At 60.0% G+C, this 20,039-nt stretch carries 22 protein-coding genes; 12 read left to right on the plus strand and 10 right to left on the minus strand.

Annotation, left to right across the window (positions count from 1 at the left end; genetic code table 11):
* The first annotated feature begins 18 nt into the window (after positions 1-18).
* A complete protein-coding gene (locus tag F6R97_RS08825; RefSeq protein ID WP_315866409.1) occupies positions 19-984 on the plus strand; it encodes a leucyl aminopeptidase in 966 nt (321 codons plus the stop codon).
* Positions 985-1,075: 91 nt separating this feature from the next.
* Here the strand turns inward: F6R97_RS08825 and rluB are convergent, their stop codons facing one another.
* The 5 genes from rluB to F6R97_RS08850 form a co-directional block, all read right to left on the minus strand.
* Positions 1,076-2,344 carry a 23S rRNA pseudouridine(2605) synthase RluB gene (gene rluB, locus F6R97_RS08830; RefSeq protein WP_050681384.1) on the minus strand — a complete coding sequence of 423 codons (1,269 nt, stop codon included), beginning with the start codon at positions 2,342-2,344 and terminating at the stop codon, positions 1,076-1,078.
* Positions 2,345-2,710: 366 nt separating this feature from the next.
* Positions 2,711-3,691 carry an SMC-Scp complex subunit ScpB gene (gene scpB / locus F6R97_RS08835; protein ID WP_315866410.1) on the minus strand — a complete coding sequence of 327 codons (981 nt, stop codon included), beginning with the start codon at positions 3,689-3,691 and terminating at the stop codon, positions 2,711-2,713.
* 11 nt (positions 3,692-3,702) lie between these two features.
* Positions 3,703-4,461, minus strand: coding sequence for a segregation and condensation protein A (locus F6R97_RS08840; RefSeq protein WP_177319506.1), 759 nt, complete (start codon positions 4,459-4,461; stop codon positions 3,703-3,705).
* 60 nt (positions 4,462-4,521) lie between these two features.
* Positions 4,522-5,151, minus strand: a complete 630-nt coding sequence (locus F6R97_RS08845; RefSeq protein WP_038980232.1) for an L-threonylcarbamoyladenylate synthase — start codon at positions 5,149-5,151, stop codon at positions 4,522-4,524.
* A 13-nt stretch (positions 5,152-5,164) separates the two neighbouring features.
* Complete coding sequence (locus tag F6R97_RS08850; RefSeq protein ID WP_315866411.1) at positions 5,165-6,028, minus strand: PHP domain-containing protein; 864 nt, start codon at positions 6,026-6,028, stop codon at positions 5,165-5,167.
* An 87-nt stretch (positions 6,029-6,115) separates the two neighbouring features.
* On the opposite strand from F6R97_RS08850, the gene F6R97_RS08855 reads away from it, so the two are divergent.
* From F6R97_RS08855 to F6R97_RS08880, 6 genes are all read left to right on the plus strand, one after another.
* Positions 6,116-6,712 carry a septation protein A gene (locus F6R97_RS08855; RefSeq protein WP_008010987.1) on the plus strand — a complete coding sequence of 199 codons (597 nt, stop codon included), beginning with the start codon at positions 6,116-6,118 and terminating at the stop codon, positions 6,710-6,712.
* A gap of 1 nt (position 6,713) precedes the next feature.
* Positions 6,714-7,013: a YciI family protein gene (locus F6R97_RS08860; RefSeq protein WP_007984134.1), complete on the plus strand. Its 300-nt coding sequence runs from the start codon at positions 6,714-6,716 to the stop codon at positions 7,011-7,013.
* A 110-nt stretch (positions 7,014-7,123) separates the two neighbouring features.
* Positions 7,124-7,537: a translation initiation factor 2 gene (locus tag F6R97_RS08865; RefSeq protein ID WP_038979520.1), complete on the plus strand. Its 414-nt coding sequence runs from the start codon at positions 7,124-7,126 to the stop codon at positions 7,535-7,537.
* A gap of 7 nt (positions 7,538-7,544) precedes the next feature.
* On the plus strand, positions 7,545-8,222 hold the full coding sequence (locus F6R97_RS08870; RefSeq protein WP_048394251.1) for a response regulator transcription factor: 678 nt from the start codon (positions 7,545-7,547) through the stop codon (positions 8,220-8,222).
* Positions 8,223-8,490: 268 nt separating this feature from the next.
* Positions 8,491-8,940, plus strand: a complete 450-nt coding sequence (locus tag F6R97_RS08875) for a Spy/CpxP family protein refolding chaperone (RefSeq protein WP_038979516.1) — start codon at positions 8,491-8,493, stop codon at positions 8,938-8,940.
* A gap of 235 nt (positions 8,941-9,175) precedes the next feature.
* Entirely contained in the window at positions 9,176-10,516 is a 1,341-nt protein-coding gene (locus F6R97_RS08880; RefSeq protein ID WP_038979514.1) for a sensor histidine kinase, read from the plus strand.
* 88 nt (positions 10,517-10,604) lie between these two features.
* Here the strand turns inward: F6R97_RS08880 and F6R97_RS08885 are convergent, their stop codons facing one another.
* Entirely contained in the window at positions 10,605-11,171 is a 567-nt protein-coding gene (locus F6R97_RS08885) for an NAD(P)H nitroreductase (RefSeq protein WP_038979512.1), read from the minus strand.
* A 122-nt stretch (positions 11,172-11,293) separates the two neighbouring features.
* Here F6R97_RS08885 and F6R97_RS08890 point away from each other — a divergent pair, with 122 nt between their 5' ends.
* Positions 11,294-12,748, plus strand: coding sequence for a TrkH family potassium uptake protein (locus F6R97_RS08890; RefSeq protein WP_038979510.1), 1,455 nt, complete (start codon positions 11,294-11,296; stop codon positions 12,746-12,748).
* On the opposite strand, the gene F6R97_RS08895 is transcribed toward F6R97_RS08890, so the two are convergent.
* A complete protein-coding gene (locus F6R97_RS08895; RefSeq protein WP_200889377.1) occupies positions 12,705-13,766 on the minus strand; it encodes an AraC family transcriptional regulator in 1,062 nt (353 codons plus the stop codon). The two genes, F6R97_RS08890 and F6R97_RS08895, sit on opposite strands and share 44 nt — an antisense overlap.
* A 158-nt stretch (positions 13,767-13,924) precedes the next feature.
* Here F6R97_RS08895 and F6R97_RS08900 point away from each other — a divergent pair, with 158 nt between their 5' ends.
* Together F6R97_RS08900 and F6R97_RS08905 are read left to right on the plus strand one after the other, a co-directional pair.
* Positions 13,925-14,236: a DUF962 domain-containing protein gene (locus F6R97_RS08900; RefSeq protein ID WP_048394249.1), complete on the plus strand. Its 312-nt coding sequence runs from the start codon at positions 13,925-13,927 to the stop codon at positions 14,234-14,236.
* A 99-nt stretch (positions 14,237-14,335) separates the two neighbouring features.
* Entirely contained in the window at positions 14,336-14,926 is a 591-nt protein-coding gene (locus tag F6R97_RS08905) for an HD domain-containing protein (RefSeq protein WP_038979505.1), read from the plus strand.
* A 91-nt stretch (positions 14,927-15,017) separates the two neighbouring features.
* Here the strand turns inward: F6R97_RS08905 and F6R97_RS08910 are convergent, their stop codons facing one another.
* The gene (locus F6R97_RS08910; protein WP_038979503.1) at positions 15,018-15,833 is read right to left on the minus strand and encodes a UDP-2,3-diacylglucosamine diphosphatase; all 816 of its coding nucleotides are present in this window, start codon (positions 15,831-15,833) and stop codon (positions 15,018-15,020) included.
* Between the two features lie 136 nt (positions 15,834-15,969).
* Here F6R97_RS08910 and F6R97_RS08915 point away from each other — a divergent pair, with 136 nt between their 5' ends.
* Positions 15,970-16,728, plus strand: a complete 759-nt coding sequence (locus F6R97_RS08915) for a helix-turn-helix transcriptional regulator (RefSeq protein ID WP_038979502.1) — start codon at positions 15,970-15,972, stop codon at positions 16,726-16,728.
* A gap of 78 nt (positions 16,729-16,806) precedes the next feature.
* Positions 16,807-17,700: a DMT family transporter gene (locus F6R97_RS08920; protein WP_038979501.1), complete on the plus strand. Its 894-nt coding sequence runs from the start codon at positions 16,807-16,809 to the stop codon at positions 17,698-17,700.
* Here F6R97_RS08920 and F6R97_RS08925 read toward each other — a convergent pair.
* Together F6R97_RS08925 and F6R97_RS08930 are read right to left on the minus strand one after the other, a co-directional pair.
* On the minus strand, positions 17,694-17,981 hold the full coding sequence (locus tag F6R97_RS08925) for a SelT/SelW/SelH family protein (RefSeq protein ID WP_038979500.1): 288 nt from the start codon (positions 17,979-17,981) through the stop codon (positions 17,694-17,696). The genes F6R97_RS08920 and F6R97_RS08925 overlap by 7 nt on opposite strands.
* Before the next feature lie 129 nt (positions 17,982-18,110).
* Positions 18,111-19,922 carry a FimV/HubP family polar landmark protein gene (locus tag F6R97_RS08930; RefSeq protein ID WP_315866412.1) on the minus strand — a complete coding sequence of 604 codons (1,812 nt, stop codon included), beginning with the start codon at positions 19,920-19,922 and terminating at the stop codon, positions 18,111-18,113.
* Positions 19,923-20,039 lie beyond the last annotated feature (117 nt).

Genomic DNA, 20,039 nt, shown 5'->3' on the forward strand with positions numbered 1-20,039 from the left:
TTTGTCAGGGAGGACTACATGGATAAGCAACGCGCCATCTCGCATTTCCTTTACTACCTCGAACATCACCCTGCCGTTGCCGGTATCAACCCGGCGAAGGTCTTGCTCGGCCATACCGCTGATTACGAGGCACTGACCGGCGCCATTGCCGAACAGGCCGGTAACAGCCCACGGTTCAGCTTCAGCGCAATGCGTCTGGACCTCGAACCCACCGAATTACTGACCCAGGCGATTACCGACAGCGATCTGTACATTTTCTTCTACGACTCTTCCACCCTGCCCAACCCGCGTCCCGACGGCCCGGAGTTTGTCCGCGCGCTGCAAGGCGTGATGGCGCAGAACTGGAAGAAGTCATCGCTGTTCAAGGATTACGGCGATTACTTCTACGACACCTTCAGTGTCACCCCGCAGCGAATTGCCGGGTTGAACAGCCACTTGATCCAGCGCATGTCCCACGCCACCACCCTGAGTTTCAAAGATGACCATGGGTCGTGGTTCGAAACACCGTTGAGCAGTATCAAGAAGTGGACCGACATCAACGGTATCGGCAACTTCGACCTGGCGCCCGGCGAGATCGCCACTCATAGCGAGGCCATTAATGGCCGGGTGAAGTTTATGGGGACTTTCCTCAGTACGATTCCCTTTGCCCGCAAATACGGCGTATTGGCGTCACCGCTGGAGTTGTGGATCGAGAACTCCACCATCAGCAAAATCGCCACCGACGTGCCGGGGCTGGAACATGACTTCAACAAGTACCTGGACGCCAATCCGTCCAATCGGCGAATCGAGGAGTTGGGGATCGGCACCAACGAAGGCGTGAAAGATTTGTATGCGCGCAATGCCGGATTCGAGGAGCGCCATTGCGGCTTGCACCTTGGCTTGGGCGGAGGTGCCAAAGGTAGCCATCATTTGGACCTGATCTTCTCCAGTGGCGTGTTGGCGCTGGATGATGATCCGCTGTTTGATGGGCGGTTTGTCTTCTAGCTGATCATTCCCACGCGGAGCGTGGGAACGATCAATCAGACAAAAAAAACGCCATCCCGAAGGATGGCGTTTTTCATGCAGCGCTTACCGATTACTCAGGCTTGCGACGACCGAAGCCCGGACGCTGGCCGGAGCCGGCTGGCGCGCCGCGGCGCTTACCTGATGGCGCGTCACGGTCGACCAGTACGATGCCTGGGCGTTTCTTCGGCGCCGGCTTGGCCGGGCGCTTGGTATCGGCCGGGCGGTCTGCCACGGGCGTACCACGACCGGCAGGCGCGCCGCGATCGCTACGACCACCGGACGGAGCGCCACGGCCTTCGCCACGCTCAGTGCGACCGTTGGCCGGACGCGGCGTACGTGGGCCGCGCTCGCCGTCCTGACGTGGCGCTGGCTTGCGGGCCGGGCGCTCGCCTTCGATCTGTGGCTCGCGGGAATCACGCGGAGCAACAGCTGTCTGGCCACCGGCTGCTGGACGCAACGTACGCACGCGCTCGGTCTTGCCCATCGGACGCGACGATTTACGCTGCATGCGATCGAGCTTGTCTTTGCTCTTGGCGTTCATTTGCGGCATCGCCACCGGCGTCAGGCCGACCTCGGCACTCAGAACGTCGACTTCGTACTGGCTCATTTCGCGCCAGCGGCCCATCGGCAGGTCGGAATTGAGGAACACCGGACCGAAACGCACGCGCTTCAGACGGCTGACCACCAGACCCTGGGATTCCCACAGACGACGGACTTCGCGGTTACGACCTTCCATCACCACGCAGTGGTACCAGTGGTTGAAACCTTCGCCACCCGGAGCCTGTTTGATGTCGGTGAACTTGGCCGGGCCGTCTTCGAGCACCACACCTGCTTTCAGGCGTTCAATCATCTCGTCGTCGACTTCGCCACGTACACGTACCGCGTATTCACGGTCCATTTCGTAGGATGGGTGCATCAGGCGGTTGGCCAATTCACCGTCGGTGGTGAACATCAGCAAACCGGTGGTGTTGATGTCCAGACGACCGATGTTGATCCAGCGACCTTCTTTCGGGCGCGGCATCTTGTCGAACACGGTCGGACGACCTTCAGGGTCGTTACGGGTGCAGATTTCACCGTCGGGTTTGTTGTACATGATCACGCGGCGTACCGACTCGGCGGCTTCTTCGCGCTTGATCACCCGGCCATCGATGGTGATGGCGTCATGCAGGTCGACGCGCTGGCCGAGGGTGGCATCTTTGCCATTGACCTTGATGCGGCCGTGGCTGATCCAGGCTTCCACGTCACGGCGCGAGCCGACGCCGATACGGGCGAGGACTTTCTGCAGCTTTTCGCCTGCTGGGCCGATTTCCTGGTCGTCTTTCTGGTCGTTGATACTCATCTGGGCACCTCCCGGTGTGGTCTGTTCAGGATGCTCTGGATTGAGGGTCCTGAAGAGTTATAAATCTATACTTTGGCGAAGGGATCGCCGAAGGGTCGCGAATCATACGCTCATGGAGACGTTCGCGCATCAGAGACTAGCTGATCGACAGAAGGTTATTTGTTTTTCCGCCGACCGGTGGCGCCGAGTCCGACCGCAGTCGTCGATGAATTTGCAGGCTCATCAAATTTTCCAGTCAACACAACACCCTGTGGGAGCGGGCTTGCCCGCGATTGCGGTGGGTCTGGTGGCAATGATGTTGACTGACACTCCCTCTTCGCGGGCAAGCCCGCTCCCACAGGATTCCCGTTGTCCGCAGGATTTGGGTCAATCTTCGAACTGGCGACGCTCGGCCTCGATTGCTTCTGCCAGCGCCTTGGCTTCGGCTTCTTCGTCGGTCAGCTCGGGCTCGGGTTTTGGCTGTTCAAGAGCAGCGACGGCGGCCAGGAGCTTTTCGCGAGCTTCGGCAACGCCAAGAATGTCATCTTCCTGTTCTGGTTCTGGTTCGGCTTCAGCTTCGACCTGAGGTTCAGGTTCAGCTTCGGTTTCAGGCTCGGGCTCTGCCAACTCCCCTTCGGTCTCGCTCACCGCCCCATCCCGCAGCAAATCGTCGAAGTCGGTCTTGAGCCCCTCTTCCATGGTGTCCAGTTCCAGCAACAGCGTGTGGAAACTGGTTTCTTCCTTCGGCTCCTCCGGTTCGCCGCTGGCATCGGCCAGTTCCTGCAAGCCTTGCGGAACCGGAGCGTCGTCGAAATCGAGGACAGGATCAGTCTCCAGCTCACGCAGTTCGGCGAGTGGCGGCAAATCGTCGAGGTTTTTCAGGTTGAAGTGATCGAGAAACGCCTTGGTGGTGGCGAACATCGCCGGTTTGCCGGGCACATCGCGGTAACCGACGATGCGGATCCACTCACGTTCCAGCAGGGTTTTCACGATGTGGCTGTTGACGGCCACGCCGCGCACATCTTCGATCTCACCCCGAGTGATCGGCTGGCGATAGGCGATCAGGGCCATGGTTTCGAGCATGGCGCGGGAATAGCGTTGCGGCCGCTCTTCCCACAAACGTCCGACCCACGGCGCGAACTTTTCGCGGATCTGCAGGCGATACCCGGAGGCGACTTCCTTCAACTCGAAAGCACGGCCGTCGCAGGACTTGGCCAGAATTGTCAGCGCTTTCTTGAAAACAGGGGGCTCGGGCCGCTCGCCTTCTTCGAAGAGTTCGAACAGGCGTTCAAGCGATTGCGGTTTTCCCGAGGCCAACAGAAAGGCTTCAAGCAGTGGCGCCAGCTCGCGGGGTTCAGTCAGGTTCATGATTCAACTCGTTATTCGGCTCGGGCCCGGACATGGATCGCCGCGAACGGCTCATTCTGCACCAGCTCGACCAAGGATTCCTTGACCAGTTCGAGGATCGCCATAAAGGTCACCACCACCCCCAGGCGCCCTTCTTCAGCGGTGAACAGCTCGACAAACGGCACAAAACCGCCGCCCTTGAGCCGTTCCAGCACATCGCTCATACGCTCGCGGGTGGACAGCGCTTCACGGCTGACCTGGTGGCTTTCGAACATGTCGCCACGGCGCAAGACTTCGGCCATGGACATCAGCAACTCTCCCAGGCTCACATCCGGCAACAGTTTGCGTGCCCGGGCTTCCGGGGCATCGAGCTTAGGCACCACCACGTCGCGCCCGACGCGGCTCAGGCCATCGATGCCTTCGGCGGCAGCCTTGAAGCGCTCGTACTCCTGCAAGCGGCGAATCAGTTCGGCGCGAGGGTCGTCCTCTTCGTCTTCAATCGTTTCGGCACGGGGCAACAGCATCCGCGACTTGATCTCGGCCAGCATCGCGGCCATCACCAGGTACTCGGCGGCCAGCTCCAGGCGCACCGACTGCATCAACTCGACATAGCCCATGTACTGACGGGTGATTTCCGCCACCGGGATGTCGAGGATGTTGATGTTCTGTTTGCGGATCAGGTACAGCAGCAAGTCGAGCGGGCCTTCGAAGGCCTCAAGAAAGACCTCGAGCGCATCCGGCGGGATGTACAGGTCCAGCGGCATTTCCATGACCGCCTGGCCATAGACCATGGCGAAAGGCAGTTCTTGCTGAGCGCCGGCCTGGCTGTCGACGGGTTCTACTGCTGACATCTAGGCCTCGACCATGAAAGGCGCAGGGTCGCCGCAACCGACGCGAATGACTTCCGGTTCGCCGTCGGCGAGGCTGATCACGGTGGACGCCTTGATCCCGCCAAAACCGCCGTCGATGATCAGATCGACCTGATGCTCGAGCAACTGGCGCATTTCGTAAGGATCGCTCAACGGATCGGTGTCGCCGGGCATGATCAGGGTCACGCTCATCAGTGGCTCGCCGAGTTCTTCCAGCAATGCCAGGGCAATCGGATGGCTTGGCACACGCAGGCCGATGGTGCGTTTTTTCGGGTGCAGCAACAGCCGCGGGACTTCGCGGGTGGCGTTGAGAATGAAGGTGTAAGGGCCAGGCAAGTGAGCCTTGAGCACCCGGAAAGTGCCGGTGTCGATCTTGGCAAACAGCCCCAACTGCGACAGGTCGCTGCAAATCAGCGCGAAGTTGTGCTTCTCATCCAGCTGACGCAGCCGGCGCACGCGCTCCACGGCGTTCTTGTCGCCGATCTGGCAACCAATGGCGTAGGAAGAGTCTGTGGGATAAATCACCACCCCGCCCTTGCGGATGATCTCGACAGCCTGTTTGATCAGGCGCGGTTGCGGGTTTTCCGGATGAATCTGGAAAAATTGACTCACATTTTCTACCTGTTCAGACGACGGCAATAATTGGGTCATGTTTGAATCGACACCACAGTGGTGGCAGATCCTCCGGGAGCGGGCGGTATTCACCGATCTCGGACCAGCCTCCAGGGCCATGAAAATCACTGCCGGCGCTGACCAGCAGACCAAACTCGCGGGCTAGAATCGCCAAACTGCCCACCTGTTCGGCAGGCTGATGGCCATTGACCACTTCTATCGCGTGGCCCCCTGCTTGAATATAGTCGGCAATCAGGCGGCGACGTTTGCTGCGAGTGAAATCGTAGTGCCAGGGATGCGCCAGGCTGACCCAGGCACCTGCGGCGCGCAGGGTTTCGACGGTGTCTTCCAGGGTCGGCCAGTGTTGTTTGACGTCTCCCAGTTTGCCGGCGCCCAGCCATTTGCGGAACGCTTCGGCGCGATCCTTGACGAAACCTTCGCGCACCATCCAGTCGGCGAAGTGCGGACGGGCCGGCGCATTACCGCTGTCGCCAAGCTCCTGTTGAATGGCCCGGGCGCCATCAAGCGCCCCCGGCATGCCTTTCAACGCCAACTTGCGGCTTATTTCTTCGGACCGTAGCCAGCGGCCATCGTGCAATTTGGCGATGGCCTCGACCAACGGCGGCGCATTGACGTCGAAACCGTAGCCCAAAACGTGAATGGTTGCCCCGCCCCAGGTGCAGGACAATTCGACGCCATTAACCAGTTGCATCCCCAGCGCCGTCGCGGTGCTACGGGCCTCGTCGAGGCCTTCAAGGGTATCGTGATCGGTCAAGGCCAGGACTCGCACGCCTTTCTCGAACGCACGCGCAACCAGTACCGCAGGCGCGAGGGCGCCATCGGAAGCCGTGCTATGGCAGTGCAAATCAACATTCACAGGACTGTGTAACCTCAAATCAGCTGACGCTATCGCGCGTCAATATGTTTGTTATTATGCCGCCACATCCTGCTTCTGGCTGCCACTGTGAAACAATTCATCGACTTCATCCCGCTTCTGCTGTTTTTCATCGTCTTCAAAATCGATCCACGGATCGTCGACATCGGCGGTTATCAACTGTCTGTCGGTGGTATTTACAGCGCCACCGCAGTGCTGATCATCAGCTCCCTGGTGGTTTACGGCACGCTGTTCATCAAGCAGCGCAAGCTGGAAAAGAGCCAGTGGCTGACCCTCATCGCCTGCCTGGTCTTCGGCAGCCTGACCCTGGCGTTCCACAGCGAGACCTTCCTGAAATGGAAAGCCCCGGTGGTCAACTGGCTGTTCGCCCTCGGGTTCATCGGCAGCCACTTCATCGGTGATCAACTGTTGATCAAACGCATCATGGGCCACGCGCTGACCCTGCCAGAGCCGGTCTGGACCCGTCTGAACATCGCCTGGATCGGGTTTTTCCTGTTTTGCGGTGCCGCCAACCTGTTCGTCGCGTTCACGTTCCAGAGCTACTGGGTCGACTTCAAAGTCTTCGGCAGCCTGGGCATGACGTTGCTGTTCCTGGTCGCCCAGGGCATTTACCTGTCCCGCCACCTGCACGACGCCGATACCACAACGCCAAAAACCGAGGACTGACATGCTTTACGCAATCATTGCCACAGACGTCGCCAACTCCCTGGAAGCCCGCCTGGCCGCACGGCCTGCGCACCTTGAGCGCCTGCAAGTGCTTAAAGGCGAAGGTCGTATCGTATTGGCCGGCCCGCACCCGGCCGTCGACAGCAATGATCCGGGCGCGGCGGGTTTCACCGGCAGCCTGATCGTCGCTGAATTCGATTCCCTGAGCGCCGCACAGGCCTGGGCCGACGCCGATCCGTACATCGCCGCAGGCGTCTACGCCAACGTTTTGGTCAAGCCGTTCAAGCAAGTCCTGCCGTAAAGTCCTTCAGCGCGATGAACCTTGTCGGTTCATCGCGCGTTCAATCGCTCATTATTCTCGTTTACCGGCCGACAACCTGCCCAATACTCGTATTGGAATCAGGAGTTGCGATGCGCAAAGGTCCGTTGTGTCTGATGTTGGTGACGTTGTCGATCATGGCGCCCGCCCATGGCGAAGAAAGCGCCAATGGCGGTGGTTCGACGCCGCTGTCCTTGAGCGCCGGCAGCCAGATCACCGAGTTGCAGCAGCGCTTGAAGGTAAGCGAACAGCAACGAGAAGAACTGAGCAAACAACTGCAAAATACCGATAGCGAACGCGAAAGCGTCCAGCTGAGCCGGTTGCGCCAAGAGAATCAGCGCCTCAAGCTGCAACTCAAGGAGGCTCAGGCCAGCAGCCCGCTGCCACGCCTGCTGACAGATCAGCAGCAATGGTTCGTTATCGGTGGCGGAGTAGCGCTAATGGCCCTGCTCTGCGGTATCTTCGCCAGTGGTGCAACCAGAAAACGTCGGCAATGGCTAAATTGAGTGAGTGATGAGCGAGCTGTTACTAATTGATGATGACCAGGAACTGTGTGAGCTCCTGAGCAGTTGGCTGAGCCAGGAAGGCTTTCAGGTCCGCGCCTGCCACGACGGCCAGAGCGCGCGTCGGGCGCTGGCCGAAACTTCCCCCGCGGCCGTGGTGCTGGACGTGATGCTGCCGGACGGCAGTGGCCTGGAACTGCTCAAGCAGCTGCGCAACGACCATCCAGAGTTGCCAGTGCTGATGCTTTCGGCCCGTGGCGAACCGCTGGACCGCATCCTCGGCCTGGAACTCGGTGCCGATGATTACCTGGCCAAACCGTGCGACCCACGGGAGCTGACTGCGCGTCTGCGCGCGGTGTTGCGCCGCAGTCATCCGACGGCAGTGTCCAGCCAGCTTGAACTGGGTGATTTGTGCTTCAGCCCGGTGCGTGGCGTGGTCAGCATCGATGAACAGGAGTTCACCCTCACTGTCTCCGAAAGCCGCCTGCTCGAAGCCCTGCTCAAGCAGCCCGGCGAACCGCTGGATAAACAGGAACTGGCGCAAATCGCCCTCGGCCGCAAACTGACCCTGTACGACCGTAGCCTGGACATGCACGTGAGCAACCTGCGCAAAAAAATAGGCCCGCACCCCGACGGCCGCCCACGCATCGTTGCCCTGCGCAGTCGCGGTTACTACTACAGCCTCTGAATCCGAACGCGATGCGACCTGCGACCACCTCCGTAGGAGCTGCCGCAGGCTGCGATCTTTTGATCTTGATCTTGGCCAGTAAAAAGCAAAATCAAAAGATCGCAGCCTTCGGCAGCTCCTACGCCGGACCGTGTCGCATCGTAGAATTGTCAGCAAGATAGAAAATCGTCTTTACCCAAGCTTTACGCTCCGCTGACCGCCGCTGACCTTGATCTCCGTAATCTGCACACATCCGGAACGTACCGGGAATGAGACAAGGAGATACACCATGCGCAAGACTCTTATCGCTTTGATGTTTGCTGCCGCCCTGCCGACCGTTGCCATGGCCATGCCTGAAGGCGCAGGTCCGATGGGTGACCATATGGACGGCTCACGCCACGGCGCTCAGATGCACGGCATGCGCGGTAAAGGCCCTTACAGCCAGCTGGACCTGAGCCGCGAACAGCGCGAGCAAATCCGCAAGATCATGGGCGAGCAGATGCATGAGCGTCAGCAACTGGTCGACAAGTACCTGGAAAAGCTCTCGCCAGCCGATCAGCAAGCCCTGAAGGACGAGATGGCGGCGAAGCACAAGAAAGCCGAAGCCGACGTTCGCGCACTGCTGAAGCCGGATCAACAGAAGCAATTCGACGAGATCCAGAAGAAAAAAGCTGAGCGTCGCGCCGAATGGGCCGAGTTCAAGGCCTGGAAAGCGCAGCAAGCGCAAAAAGCGCAATAATGCGCTAACCCTGGACCCAACGGCTAAACCCCGTTGGGTCTTTTGCCACTCGATTTAATGTGGGAGCGAGCCTTTGTGGCGAGGGGGCTTGCCCCCGTCGGCTGCGAAGCAGTCGTAAACCCGTTACATGCGGTTTAACTTTGAAATGCCGGGGCCGCTTCGCGACCCAACGGGGGCAAGCCCCTCGCCACAAAGGCTCGCTCCCACATGGATTTGCGCTAGTTGAGGATTTTCTGTGCGTTCATTGTTCTGGCGTATCCTGGCCAGCTTCTGGCTGGCCATCGCTCTGGTTGCAGGGCTTTCCATTCTGCTCGGGCATATGCTCAACCAGGACGCGTGGATTCTCAGTCGCCACCCAGGCCTCAACACCCTGGCCGAACAGTGGACGCAAACCTACGAAAGCCAGGGTGAAGAAGCCGCCCAGGACATTCTGGAACAGCGCAAGCGTCAGTATCACATCAACGTTCAAGTGCTCAACGAGGCAGGTGACCCGGTGGTCCGCGGCACCTTTCCTCGGCGGGCGGCGGCCTTCGAAGCCCGGCAGAACAATGATGATCGGCGCCTGCCATGGCGGCGTTTGACCGATGAATACACCAGCGCCAAGACAGGCGACACCTATCTGCTGATCTATCGCGTCCCGCACCCGGAACTGGATGCCTGGCACCGTGAAAGCCTGCTCTGGCCGTTGAGCGCACTGGGCATCGCGCTGGTGGTGCTGACCCTGTTCAGCCTGTTGGTGACTTTTTCCATCACCCGACCACTGAGCCGTTTACGAAGCGCCGTGCATGACTTGGGGCAGACAACGTATCAACAGAACAGCCTGGCGCAGCTGGCCAACCGCCGCGATGAATTCGGTGTGCTGGCCAACGACTTCAACCGCATGGGCGCGCGCCTGCAAAGCCTGATCGGCAGCCAGCGACAATTACTGCGCGATGTGTCCCACGAATTGCGCTCACCCTTGGCCCGACTGCGCATTGCGTTGGCGCTGGCCGAGCGGGCCAATCCTGAGGAGCGGGAAAAACTCTGGCCACGCCTGACCCGTGAATGCGATCGACTGGAAGCGCTGATCAGCGAAATCCTGGTACTGGCGCGCGTCGATGCCGACAACGCCAGTGCTGAAGAAGTGGATCTCAACGCGCTGCTCAACACCCTGCAAAAAGATGCACAGCTGGGCTCGCCCGAGCAGAACGTGCGCCTTGAGGCCGAGCCGCAACTGAACCTCAAAGGCTGGCCGACCATGATCGAGCGCGCCGTGGACAATCTGCTGCGCAATGCCCAGCGCTTTAACCCGGTCGGGCAACCGATCGAAATGCAGGCGTTGCGTCAGGGCGACAGAATTGTGGTCAGCGTGCGCGACCACGGCCCCGGTGTAGAGGCCGAACACTTGAATCAGCTGGCTGAACCGTTCTATCGGGCACCGGGGCAAACAGCGGCCGGGCATGGCCTGGGCCTGGCCATTGCACGCCGTGCGGCGGAACGGCATGGCGGCAGTCTGGTGCTGGCCAATCATCCTGAGGGCGGGTTTATTGCCAGCCTGGAATTGCCGTTGGTGCCGGGGGCGGTGGTGCAGCCTTAAATTCGGTGGTGATGCAAAAGATCGCAGCCTCGTTTCACTCTGTAGGAGCTGTCGAGTGAAACGAGGCTGCGATCTTTTGATCTCCGCTTCAGGCCTTACCGGTCCAGGCGCTAACGAACTCGGTCAAATCAACCTTCTCCGCAACACGCGGTTCTTTCTGCGGCGTGCCAAGGTAAAGAAACGCAATCACCTCTTCCCCTTCCGCCAGCCCCAAGCCTTTAGCCACATGCGCCGAATAAGCCAGCTCACCGGTGCGCCACACCGCGCCAATGCCCTGCGCATAGGCAGCCAGTAAAATCCCGTGAGCCGCACAGCCTGCCGCCAACAGTTGCTCGGACTTGGGATACTTGTCGTGTTCCTGCAAACGCGCAATCACAACAACCACCAGCGGCGCACGTAACGGACCGTTGCGCGCCTTGTCCAGCACGGCTTCGGACACATCACTGTCTTGCAGCTTCGCCGCCTCGGCCAGCAACTCACCCATTTGCTCGCGTGCCGCGCCTTCGACTGTCAGGAAGCGCCAAGGCTGCAAGTGGCCATGGTCTGGCGCGCGCATCGCGGCGGCAAACAGCACTTCCCGTTGCTCGGCAGTGGGCGCCGGATCGAGCAGTCGTGGGACGGAAACACGGTTGAGCAAAGCGTCGAGAGCCTGCATCGGCCACCTCCTGTAGAAAATGTTTGGCTATTCTAGCGTCAACTGTCGCGACGGCGTCGGTTTACATGCCCTGCCCCGCAGGTAGAATGGCGCCCTTCCTACTATTAGCCCGAGCGGACTTCATGGCGTTGCCGACCTTACGGATCATTGGTTTCATCATCGGCATCTTCCTGATCACGCTGGCCATCGCCATGATCGTGCCCATGGCCACACTGGTGATCTTCGAGCGTACCAGCGATCTGCCGTCGTTCCTCTGGGCGAGCATGATCACCTTTGTCGCCGGCCTGGCCCTGGTGATACCCGGGCGCCCCGAGCACATCCATCTGCGCCCGCGTGACATGTACCTGCTGACCGTCAGCAGCTGGCTGGTGGTGTGCATCTTCGCCGCCCTGCCGTTCCTGCTGACCCAGCACATCAGTTACACCGACTCGTTCTTCGAAAGCATGTCCGGCATCACCGCCACCGGCGCGACGGTGCTCAACGGCCTGGACAACATGTCTCCCGGGATCCTGATGTGGCGTTCATTGCTGCACTGGATCGGCGGCATCGGCTTTATCGGCATGGCGGTAGCGATTCTGCCACTGCTGCGCATCGGTGGCATGCGGCTGTTTCAGACCGAATCGTCGGACCGTTCCGAAAAAGTCATGCCCCGTTCGCACATGGTGGCGCGTTTGATCGTTGCGGCCTACGTCGGCATCACCATTATCGGCAGCCTGGCCTTCTGGTGGGCCGGGATGAGCCCGTTCGATGCAATCAATCACGCGATGTCGGCGATCTCCACCGGCGGCTTCTCCACCTCCGACAAATCTTTGGCCAAGTGGCCTGAGCCTGCGGTGCATTGGGTCGCCGTCGTCATCATGATTCTCGGTGCCCTGCCGTTCACCCTGTATGTCGCCACATTGCGCGGTAACCGTCGGGCGCTGATCAAGGATGAACAGGTTCAAGGCCTGCTCGGCATGTTGCTGGTGACCTGGCTGGTGCTCGGCACCTGGTATTGGTGGACTACCCAGTTGCATTGGCTGGAAGCCTTGCGGCATGTGGCGCTGAACGTGACGTCGGTGGTGACCACCACCGGTTTTGCACTGGGGGACTACAGCCTCTGGGGCAACTTCTCACTGATGCTGTTCTTTTATCTGGGGTTTATCGGCGGCTGCTCAGGCTCGACCGCTGGCGGGATCAAGATTTTCCGCTTCCAGGTTGCCTACATTCTGCTCAAGGCCAACCTTAACCAGTTGATTCACCCGCGCGCAGTGATCAAGCAGAAGTACAACGGCCACCGTCTCGACGAAGAGATCGTGCGCTCGATCCTGACCTTTTCGTTCTTCTTCGCCATCACCATTTGCGTTATTGCACTGCTGCTGTCGCTACTGGGCGTGGACTGGATGACCGCGCTTACCGGCGCGGCCGCCACGGTGTCCGGCGTCGGCCCGGGGCTTGGCGAAACGATCGGCCCGGCGGGTAACTTCGCCAGCCTGCCGGATGCCGCGAAATGGATTCTCTCGTTCGGCATGCTGCTGGGCCGGCTGGAGATCATTACGGTGTTTGTTCTGTGTATCCCGGCGTTCTGGCGTCACTAATCGGCATGGGCGCTTCCATCAGCCGCGTCCGATATTCGCCGGGGGTGGAATCGAACCAGCGTCGGAAGGCGCGGAAGAAGTTGCTCGGATCGGCAAACCCCAACAGGTAGGCAATTTCCAGCAAGGTCATGTTTGGTTGCGCCAGGTATTGCTCGGCGAGTTCACGTCGGGTGTCATCCAACAACGTCTGAAAACTCGTGCCCTCTTCCTGCAAACGACGCTGCAAGGTGCGTTGCGACAAATGCAGCGTCTGGGCCACCGCATCGCGTTTGGGTTCGCCCTGGGGCAGCAGACGGCATAACACCTGGCGCGCCTTGTGAGTCACGCGGGTCTCGGAAAATCGCGCCAGGTACTCGCCGGCAAACCGGTCATGTAACCGCGCCATGGCCTCGTTGGCGGTGGGCAGCGGCGTCTCCATGTCAGCGCGCTCGAAGATCAAGGCGTCATACGGCGCGTTGAACATCAACGGGGCATGGAAAGCTTGTTTATAAGGTTCGATATCAACGGGCTCATCGCCTTGCAGCAAGACTTTGCGCGGCTGGAGCGCGCGGCCGGTCAGCCAGCCGCAAAGTGCCAGGGCACAGGCCAATGATGCTTCGGCACTCTGTCGGGTCGGCGGCAGATGATCGCCATGCACCGTCAAGATCAGCGCATAACCCTCATCCAGCAATCGGAAACTCAAGTCGGCACTTTCGGCGATGATTCGCTGATAACGCACCAGACGTTGAAAGCCTTCAGCCAGGGTCTGGCTGGACATCAAGGCATAACCGGCGACATGGAAGGACGCCGGTCGCACCACCTTGCCCATGTTCAGGCCGATCGCCGGGTTGCCGGACAGCTCGACCGCGCGCTGCCAGAGCCGCGTCATGGAATCTTGCGGGAAGCGCGCATCCGGATCATCCAGTGCCGCATAGTCGAGCCCTAGCTGCTTGAACAGAACCCGGCAATCCAGGCCGTCCATTTCCAGTGCTTTGACAATCCCCATCGCCCAGCTTGCAGAAGTCGTTCGTTCGCTCATGGCGTTTACTACGTGATGGCCGCATGCCACGACCCAATACCCAAGGATACTAAAGTGGCGCCTATTGTCACTGGCTGATACCAATGATCACTCTAGACTCAAATAAGCTACCCGCAGAACAACTTGTCGCGTGCACAGTCACCACAGAGATCGCCGTCGTGGAAAACATCAAACGTTTCAACAGCTTCGCTGAGTTTTACCCGTATTACCTCAGCGAACATCGCAACAGCACCTGTCGACGATTGCACTTTGTCGGTACCTCCCTGGTTATTTTCATTCTGGCGCTGACCATCGGCAACGGCGCGTGGTGGATGTTGCTGGTCCTGCCGCTGGCCGGTTACAGCTTCGCCTGGGTCGGGCATTTCTTCTTCGAGAAGAATCGCCCTGCCACCTTCCAGCATCCTCTTTACAGCCTGCTCGGCGATTTCGTCATGTACCGCGACATGATTCGGGGTCGCGTGCCGTTCTAGGCTCCATTGGCCATAAAAGCGTCTTGTGCAGCCAATGCAGCGCTGGATCCAAGTCCTACACTCAACACATCCCTTTCGATCAGAACAAGAGGATAGCCGATGAATGCCCATGCCCGTTTTACTCACATGCAGGACGGCACGCAGGAAGACTGGGCGATCATCGCCGCAGATTTCAGCGCCTATGCCCGGCAATTACCCAAACGGATCGTGGCGCACCTGAAGTTACTGGAAGGGGATTTCGGCGGTTTCCCGGTGGATCGCCTGACCCACTCCCTGCAAACCGCCAGCCGCGCCTGGCGTGATGGTCGCGACGAAGAGTACGTGGTCTGCGCCCTGCTGCATGACATCGGCGACACACTGGGTTCCTACAATCACCCGGACATCGCGGCGGCGATCCTCAAGCCGTTCGTCAGCGCCGAGAACCTGTGGATGGTGGAGAAGCATGGGATTTTCCAGGGCTATTACTTCTTCCATCACCTGGGCATGGATCGGCATTTGCGCGAGCAATTCAGCGCTCATCCGCAGTATCAGGCGACCATCGAATTTTGTGCCCGGTACGATGCGGCGGCGTTTGATCCGGCGTACGACACGCTGCCGCTGAGCTTCTTCGAACCGATGGTGGAGCGGCTGTTTGCGCAGCCGAAGCATTCGATTTACAAGGCGGCGATGGAAGAACATTCGCCGGCCTAAGATCAAAAGATCGCAGCCTTCGGCAGCTCCTACAAGGAAACGCGATCCCCTGTAGGAGCTGCCGAAGGCTGCGATCTTTTGATTTTGTTTTTTATGCCGGCTCCGCGACCTTCACCGCCTTCAACTCAGCCTCTCGCGCCTGGGCATCGGCCAACCGATACAACTCGATCGACCCATCCCAATGCTCGATCAGCGCCGTGCACGACTCCACCCAATCCCCGCAATTGAGGTAATCCACCCCGCCGACCTTGCGAATCTCGGCATGGTGAATGTGCCCGCACACCACCCCGTGCAACTCGCGTTTGACGCATTCGTGGGCGATGGCTTCTTCAAAATCGCTGATGAAACTGACGGCGGTCTTGACCTTGTGCTTGAGGTACGCCGACAGCGACCAGTAGCCATAGCCATAACGGGCACGCCAATGGTTGAGCCAGCGGTTGAGCGTCAGGGTGAATTCATAGGCCGAATCGCCGAGAAACGCCAACCAGCGATGGTAACGGGTGATCACGTCGAACTGATCGCCGTGAATCACCAGCAAATGACGGCCATCGGCGGTCACATGCACGGCTTCATCCACCAACTGGATATTGCCCAACATCAGCTTCGAATAACGGCGCAGGAATTCGTCATGGTTGCCGGTGACGTAGATCACTTCTGTGCCGCGCTTGCTCATGGTCAGCAGACGACGAATCACATTGGTGTGCGCTTGCGGCCAATACATGCCGCTGCGCAGTTTCCAGCCGTCGATGATGTCGCCGACCAGGTAGATCTTGTCGGTGTGGTAGCCCTTGAGAAATTGCGACAGGTGTTCGGCCTGGCAGTCCCGGGTGCCCAAATGCACATCGGAAATCCACAAGGTCCGCACACGTTGCTTACGGCTGGGTTTGGCGAGCTCGGCGCTGGTCATGGGCAACCCTCAGGACAAGTTTTGGCAAGCTTGCGCCGGTCGGGTGAATTGCCCATGACAGTGGCAAGTCAGTCTTGTGACAGCGCGAGTCGGGCCGCACCCGGTGTAGACTGGCGACCTGCACAGGAGACCTGCGATGAGACCGATCCTCACGCTACGCCAGTACACCCACGACCTGATCGTCCACAGCCACGACCACGCGCAACTGGTGTTCGGGCTGTCGGGCGCGCTGGACTTCGAGGTCGAGGGGCATGGTAGTCAGGTGGTGCAGCAGAGTTTCGTGGTGGTGCCGTCGGGCGCGCATCATGCCTGCGACAGTGCTCGTGGCAGTCGTTGCCTGGTGCTGGATGTGCCGAGCGACCAGTGGGTTTCGCAGTCCCTTGGCGATCACGCCGAAGCCAGCCGCCGCTTGCTCGACAATGCCGGGCGCCTGTCGCTGGACGCCGGGCAAAGCCAACTGGTGAGTTGGCTGGCAGGCAGTCAGATCAGTGATCCGCTGATCGCCCAGCAAGGCGCGGTGCTGTTGCTCGCCAGCCTGAACAATGCCAAACCCGACAGTGTGGGCGGTCGGCGTCTGCCTTATGCGGCACTGAATGCGCACATCGATCAATACGCGGCCTATCCGCTGCAAGTCGCCGATCTGGCGCGCATTGCCGGCTTGTCCAGCGCTCGGTTGCACGCACGGTTCGTGGCGGAATGCGGGCAAACGCCGATGGACTACATTCGCAGTCGTCGGCTGCACATTGCCGTGAGCCTGTTGCGCGATTCGGCGTTGCCCATTGGCGAGATCGCCTGTCGAGTCGGTTACAGCTCGCAGAGTGCGTTCGCCGCGGCCGTGTTGCGCGAGTTCGGTGCCTCACCCGGTAAATTGCGCCGCGAGGCTGGCGACAAATGACGCGAGTCTGGCGACAGACATAATCGGCTCAGCACGATTCAATGTAGGACATTTGTTCGTTTGTCGTTAAGGATTGCAATGACTCCCCGTACCGCCCTTGGCGCTCTGCATATCGGCGCACTGATGTTCGGCCTGACTGGCGTATTCGGCAAACTCGCCGCCGCCTCGCCGGCCATCATCGTGTTCGGCCGTGCCGCGTTTGCCGTCCTCGCATTGACGTTTTTCGCACGGTTCGCCAGCAATACCCGTTGGCAGAAACTCGACGCCGCGGACCTGCGCCGCCTGCTGCTCAGCGGCTTGCTGCTGACCGGGCACTGGGTGAGTTTCTTCATCGCGGTGAAGGTGGCGGGGGTGGCGATCGCGACCCTGGGTTTTGCCAGTTTCCCGGCGTTTACCGTGATCCTCGAAGGGCTGATCTTCCGCGAGCGCATCCGCGCCAATGAAATCCTGTTGGTGGTGCTGGTCAGCATTGGATTGGTGCTGGTCACACCGGACTTCGATCTGGCCAGCGGCGCCACCACCGGCCTGTTGTGGGCGGTGGCTTCCGGCTTGCTGTTCGCCCTGCTGTCTCTGACCAACCGCGCCAGCTCCGGACGAATTCCGCCGGTGCAGGCTGCCCTGTGTCAGAACGTGGTGGTTGCGATCTGCCTGATGCCGGTGGCGGTGCCGCAGTTGAGCGAAGTGCGCGCCATCGACTGGCTGTGGATCGGCCTGCTCGGGGTGTTCTGCACCGGCGTCGCCCACAGCCTGTTCGTCGCCAGCCTGGCGGTGATCAAAGCCCGGACCGCGTCAGTGGTGTTTGCTCTGGAACCGGTTTACGGCATCACCCTGGCCTGGCTGCTGTTCGATGAAAACCCGACGCTGCGCATGCTGATCGGCGGCGCGCTGATCATCGTGGCCATCGTGGTTTCCAGCCGGTTGTCCGGCAGCTCAAGCAAGAACGCAGTGGCGGCGCAAGCCCCGTCTCACTGAGTGCGGTCGTTGTGGCCCAGGTCGCGGTCCGGATCGATCTGATCGCGGACCCGCTGCTTGAGCACCTTGGCCTCGGGAAAACCACCGTCGGCCTTGCGCTCCCAGAGCTGCACCTCATCACAGAAAATGTGAAAAACCCCGCCGGTGCCGGGCACCAGAGACACTTTGCCCAGGTCATCGCCGAAGGTGCTGAGCAGTTCCTGGGCCAGCCAGGCGGCGCGCAACAGCCATTGGCATTGCGTGCAATAGGTGATGACGATTTCCGGTTTACGTGCGGTCATGAATGGTAAAACTCCTGTGGCCCTTGATCCTGTAGGAGCGAGGCTTGCCCGCGAAGAACGATAATGCAGTTATTCTGATAAACCGCGCCGCCTGATTCGCGGGCAAGCCTCGCTCCTACAGGAAAGGGTTTATCGAATACCGGCCAACAGCGTCCGGGCCGTTTCCTTGAGCGGTTCGTCGCCCTCCTTGAGTAACTCGTTGAGCAGCTCGATGGCGCTGTCCAGATCGCCGTCGTCGATGCAGGTCTGGGCCTGTTCGAGTTTGCCCGCGCTGCTCGGCCCGGCCGGCTCAAGATCCATCAATTCGGCATTCAGCGGCTCAATCTCCAGCGGTTGGCCGGGATCGCTGAATTCGTCGAGAAAGGTCTCGTCCAGAGATTGAGCGTCAGGTTCGGCGATCCATTCAAGCTCGGGCTCGTCCAGTGTCGGTTCCTCGGGCATCTCGAAAACATCGGGCAACACATGCAGATTCGAGGTGAACCCGGGGTCGTCTGCCTGCGCTGACTCATTCGACGGTTTAGCGCTGGATGACGAGTTTTCGAAGGGGCTGATCAGGTCCCAATTCGAATCCATCGACAGGTCATCGAGGTTCAACTGGAACTCATCGCTCGGTGCCGCTTCAGGGATTGCAGGCGTGGGCGGCGCCACTGCCACGGTGGCGACCACCGGTGCGGCGCTGATCAGTTTCGGATGGCGGGCGCGGATGTCCTGAAGTTGCTGTGCATCGAACCCGGCGTCTCGCAGGCTGCTTTCCTGCGCGTCATAAGCTTGTGCGTCGCCCTGTTTACCGAGGACTTCCAACAGTTGCACGGCCAGATCGGTGCGCTGGGGCTCCCTGACCAACGCATCTCGCAACAAACCGGCCGCCTCGGACAAACGGCCATACGCCAGATAGATACCCACCCCTTCCAGCACGTCGCCTGCGGGAGTCTCTTCGGCCGATCCGGCTAGCGGTTGCGGCTGGGACGTCGGCCTGATCGGTTCTGCTGTGCGGTCAAGCACCGGTTCATGACGCGACGGCAGCACGGGTAGCGGCTCGGACTGGACCTGAGCCTGAGCCTCCTGTCGTTGACGGCGAATGAATACTGCGAGCAATACCAACGCCACCAGTGCCAGCAACCCGATGATCAGCAGCCACGGAGTCGGTTCAGACTCCTCTACTACAACGGGCACCGGTGCCGTCACCTGGGGAGCGACCGGCTCTACCGATGCCTGTTTGACTTCCGCCAATTGGGTTTGCAACTCGATGACCTGCTTTTTCTGCCCGGCGATCTGCTCGTCCTGAGCCTGAAGCTTCGAATTGAGTTCATCGATGGTCTTTTGCAACTGTTGGTTCTGTAGCACGCTGGCGGCCAGTTGTTCGGCAACAGCATCATTCGCGGGCGCAGCAGCGGGTTTTTCGACATCAGGCTTGGGCGCCGCCGCCTTCGCAGCAGGTGGCGGTGCAACAGCCGGTTCGACAGACGGGAACGCGGAAGACTGAGGGCGCGGCTCGGGCTCGTCGTTGACGGGAACAATTCCCGGCGAACCCGGCGGATCGATCAGCACTGTGTACTCGTGCAGCAAACGCCCGTTGGGCTGATTGAGCTGCACCAGAAAATTCAGGAAGGGTTCCTTGACCGGTTTGCTGGAAGTCACCCGGATCAGGCTGCGGTTGCCCCGCAGGATCGGTGTGAACTTCAGGTCGTTAAGGAAGAACACCCGCTCGACGCCGGCGCGGCTGAATTCGTCCGCCGTCGCCAGGCTGACCGATAGCTCGCCCTCTTCCAGACCACCGGCGTCCACCAGGGCGATGTCGGCATTGAACGGCTGATTCAACGCCGAATGCTGGGTGATCTCACCCAAACCGAGCGCAGGGGCCAATGCCGAGTAAGTGACAGCACCACCGACCAGTAGCAACCTGCCGCAACACCGCAATACAACGTGCCAACTCTCGAGCATGAGCATCCCTTAGATAACCAGAACCAACCTGTACGTGTTCGCACATCCGGTACGAACACGATATTGCCTAGTAGTTCTTTATAGTCTGCCCAACGGGGTATCTCAAAAGTCCGGCGC

The organism is Pseudomonas sp. JV414, assembly GCF_032424305.1.
GTDB lineage: Bacteria > Pseudomonadota > Gammaproteobacteria > Pseudomonadales > Pseudomonadaceae > Aquipseudomonas > Aquipseudomonas lini.

Excerpts from the sequence above, each read along its gene's own strand:
- F6R97_RS08825 (WP_315866409.1), top strand. The coding sequence starts at position 19 with ATGGATAAGCAACGCGCCATCTCGCATTTCCTTTACTACCTCGAACAT.
- rluB (WP_050681384.1), bottom strand. The coding sequence starts at position 2,344 with ATGAGTATCAACGACCAGAAAGACGACCAGGAAATCGGCCCAGCAGGC.
- scpB (WP_315866410.1), bottom strand. The coding sequence starts at position 3,691 with ATGAACCTGACTGAACCCCGCGAGCTGGCGCCACTGCTTGAAGCCTTT.
- F6R97_RS08840 (WP_177319506.1), bottom strand. The coding sequence starts at position 4,461 with ATGGTCTATGGCCAGGCGGTCATGGAAATGCCGCTGGACCTGTACATC.
- F6R97_RS08860 (WP_007984134.1), top strand. The coding sequence starts at position 6,714 with ATGCTTTACGCAATCATTGCCACAGACGTCGCCAACTCCCTGGAAGCC.
- F6R97_RS08865 (WP_038979520.1), top strand. The coding sequence starts at position 7,124 with ATGCGCAAAGGTCCGTTGTGTCTGATGTTGGTGACGTTGTCGATCATG.
- F6R97_RS08870 (WP_048394251.1), top strand. The coding sequence starts at position 7,545 with ATGAGCGAGCTGTTACTAATTGATGATGACCAGGAACTGTGTGAGCTC.
- F6R97_RS08875 (WP_038979516.1), top strand. The coding sequence starts at position 8,491 with ATGCGCAAGACTCTTATCGCTTTGATGTTTGCTGCCGCCCTGCCGACC.
- F6R97_RS08885 (WP_038979512.1), bottom strand. The coding sequence starts at position 11,171 with ATGCAGGCTCTCGACGCTTTGCTCAACCGTGTTTCCGTCCCACGACTG.
- F6R97_RS08890 (WP_038979510.1), top strand. The coding sequence starts at position 11,294 with ATGGCGTTGCCGACCTTACGGATCATTGGTTTCATCATCGGCATCTTC.
- F6R97_RS08895 (WP_200889377.1), bottom strand. The coding sequence starts at position 13,766 with ATGAGCGAACGAACGACTTCTGCAAGCTGGGCGATGGGGATTGTCAAA.
- F6R97_RS08905 (WP_038979505.1), top strand. The coding sequence starts at position 14,336 with ATGAATGCCCATGCCCGTTTTACTCACATGCAGGACGGCACGCAGGAA.
- F6R97_RS08910 (WP_038979503.1), bottom strand. The coding sequence starts at position 15,833 with ATGACCAGCGCCGAGCTCGCCAAACCCAGCCGTAAGCAACGTGTGCGG.
- F6R97_RS08915 (WP_038979502.1), top strand. The coding sequence starts at position 15,970 with ATGAGACCGATCCTCACGCTACGCCAGTACACCCACGACCTGATCGTC.
- F6R97_RS08920 (WP_038979501.1), top strand. The coding sequence starts at position 16,807 with ATGACTCCCCGTACCGCCCTTGGCGCTCTGCATATCGGCGCACTGATG.
- F6R97_RS08925 (WP_038979500.1), bottom strand. The coding sequence starts at position 17,981 with ATGACCGCACGTAAACCGGAAATCGTCATCACCTATTGCACGCAATGC.
- F6R97_RS08930 (WP_315866412.1), bottom strand. The coding sequence starts at position 19,922 with ATGCTCGAGAGTTGGCACGTTGTATTGCGGTGTTGCGGCAGGTTGCTA.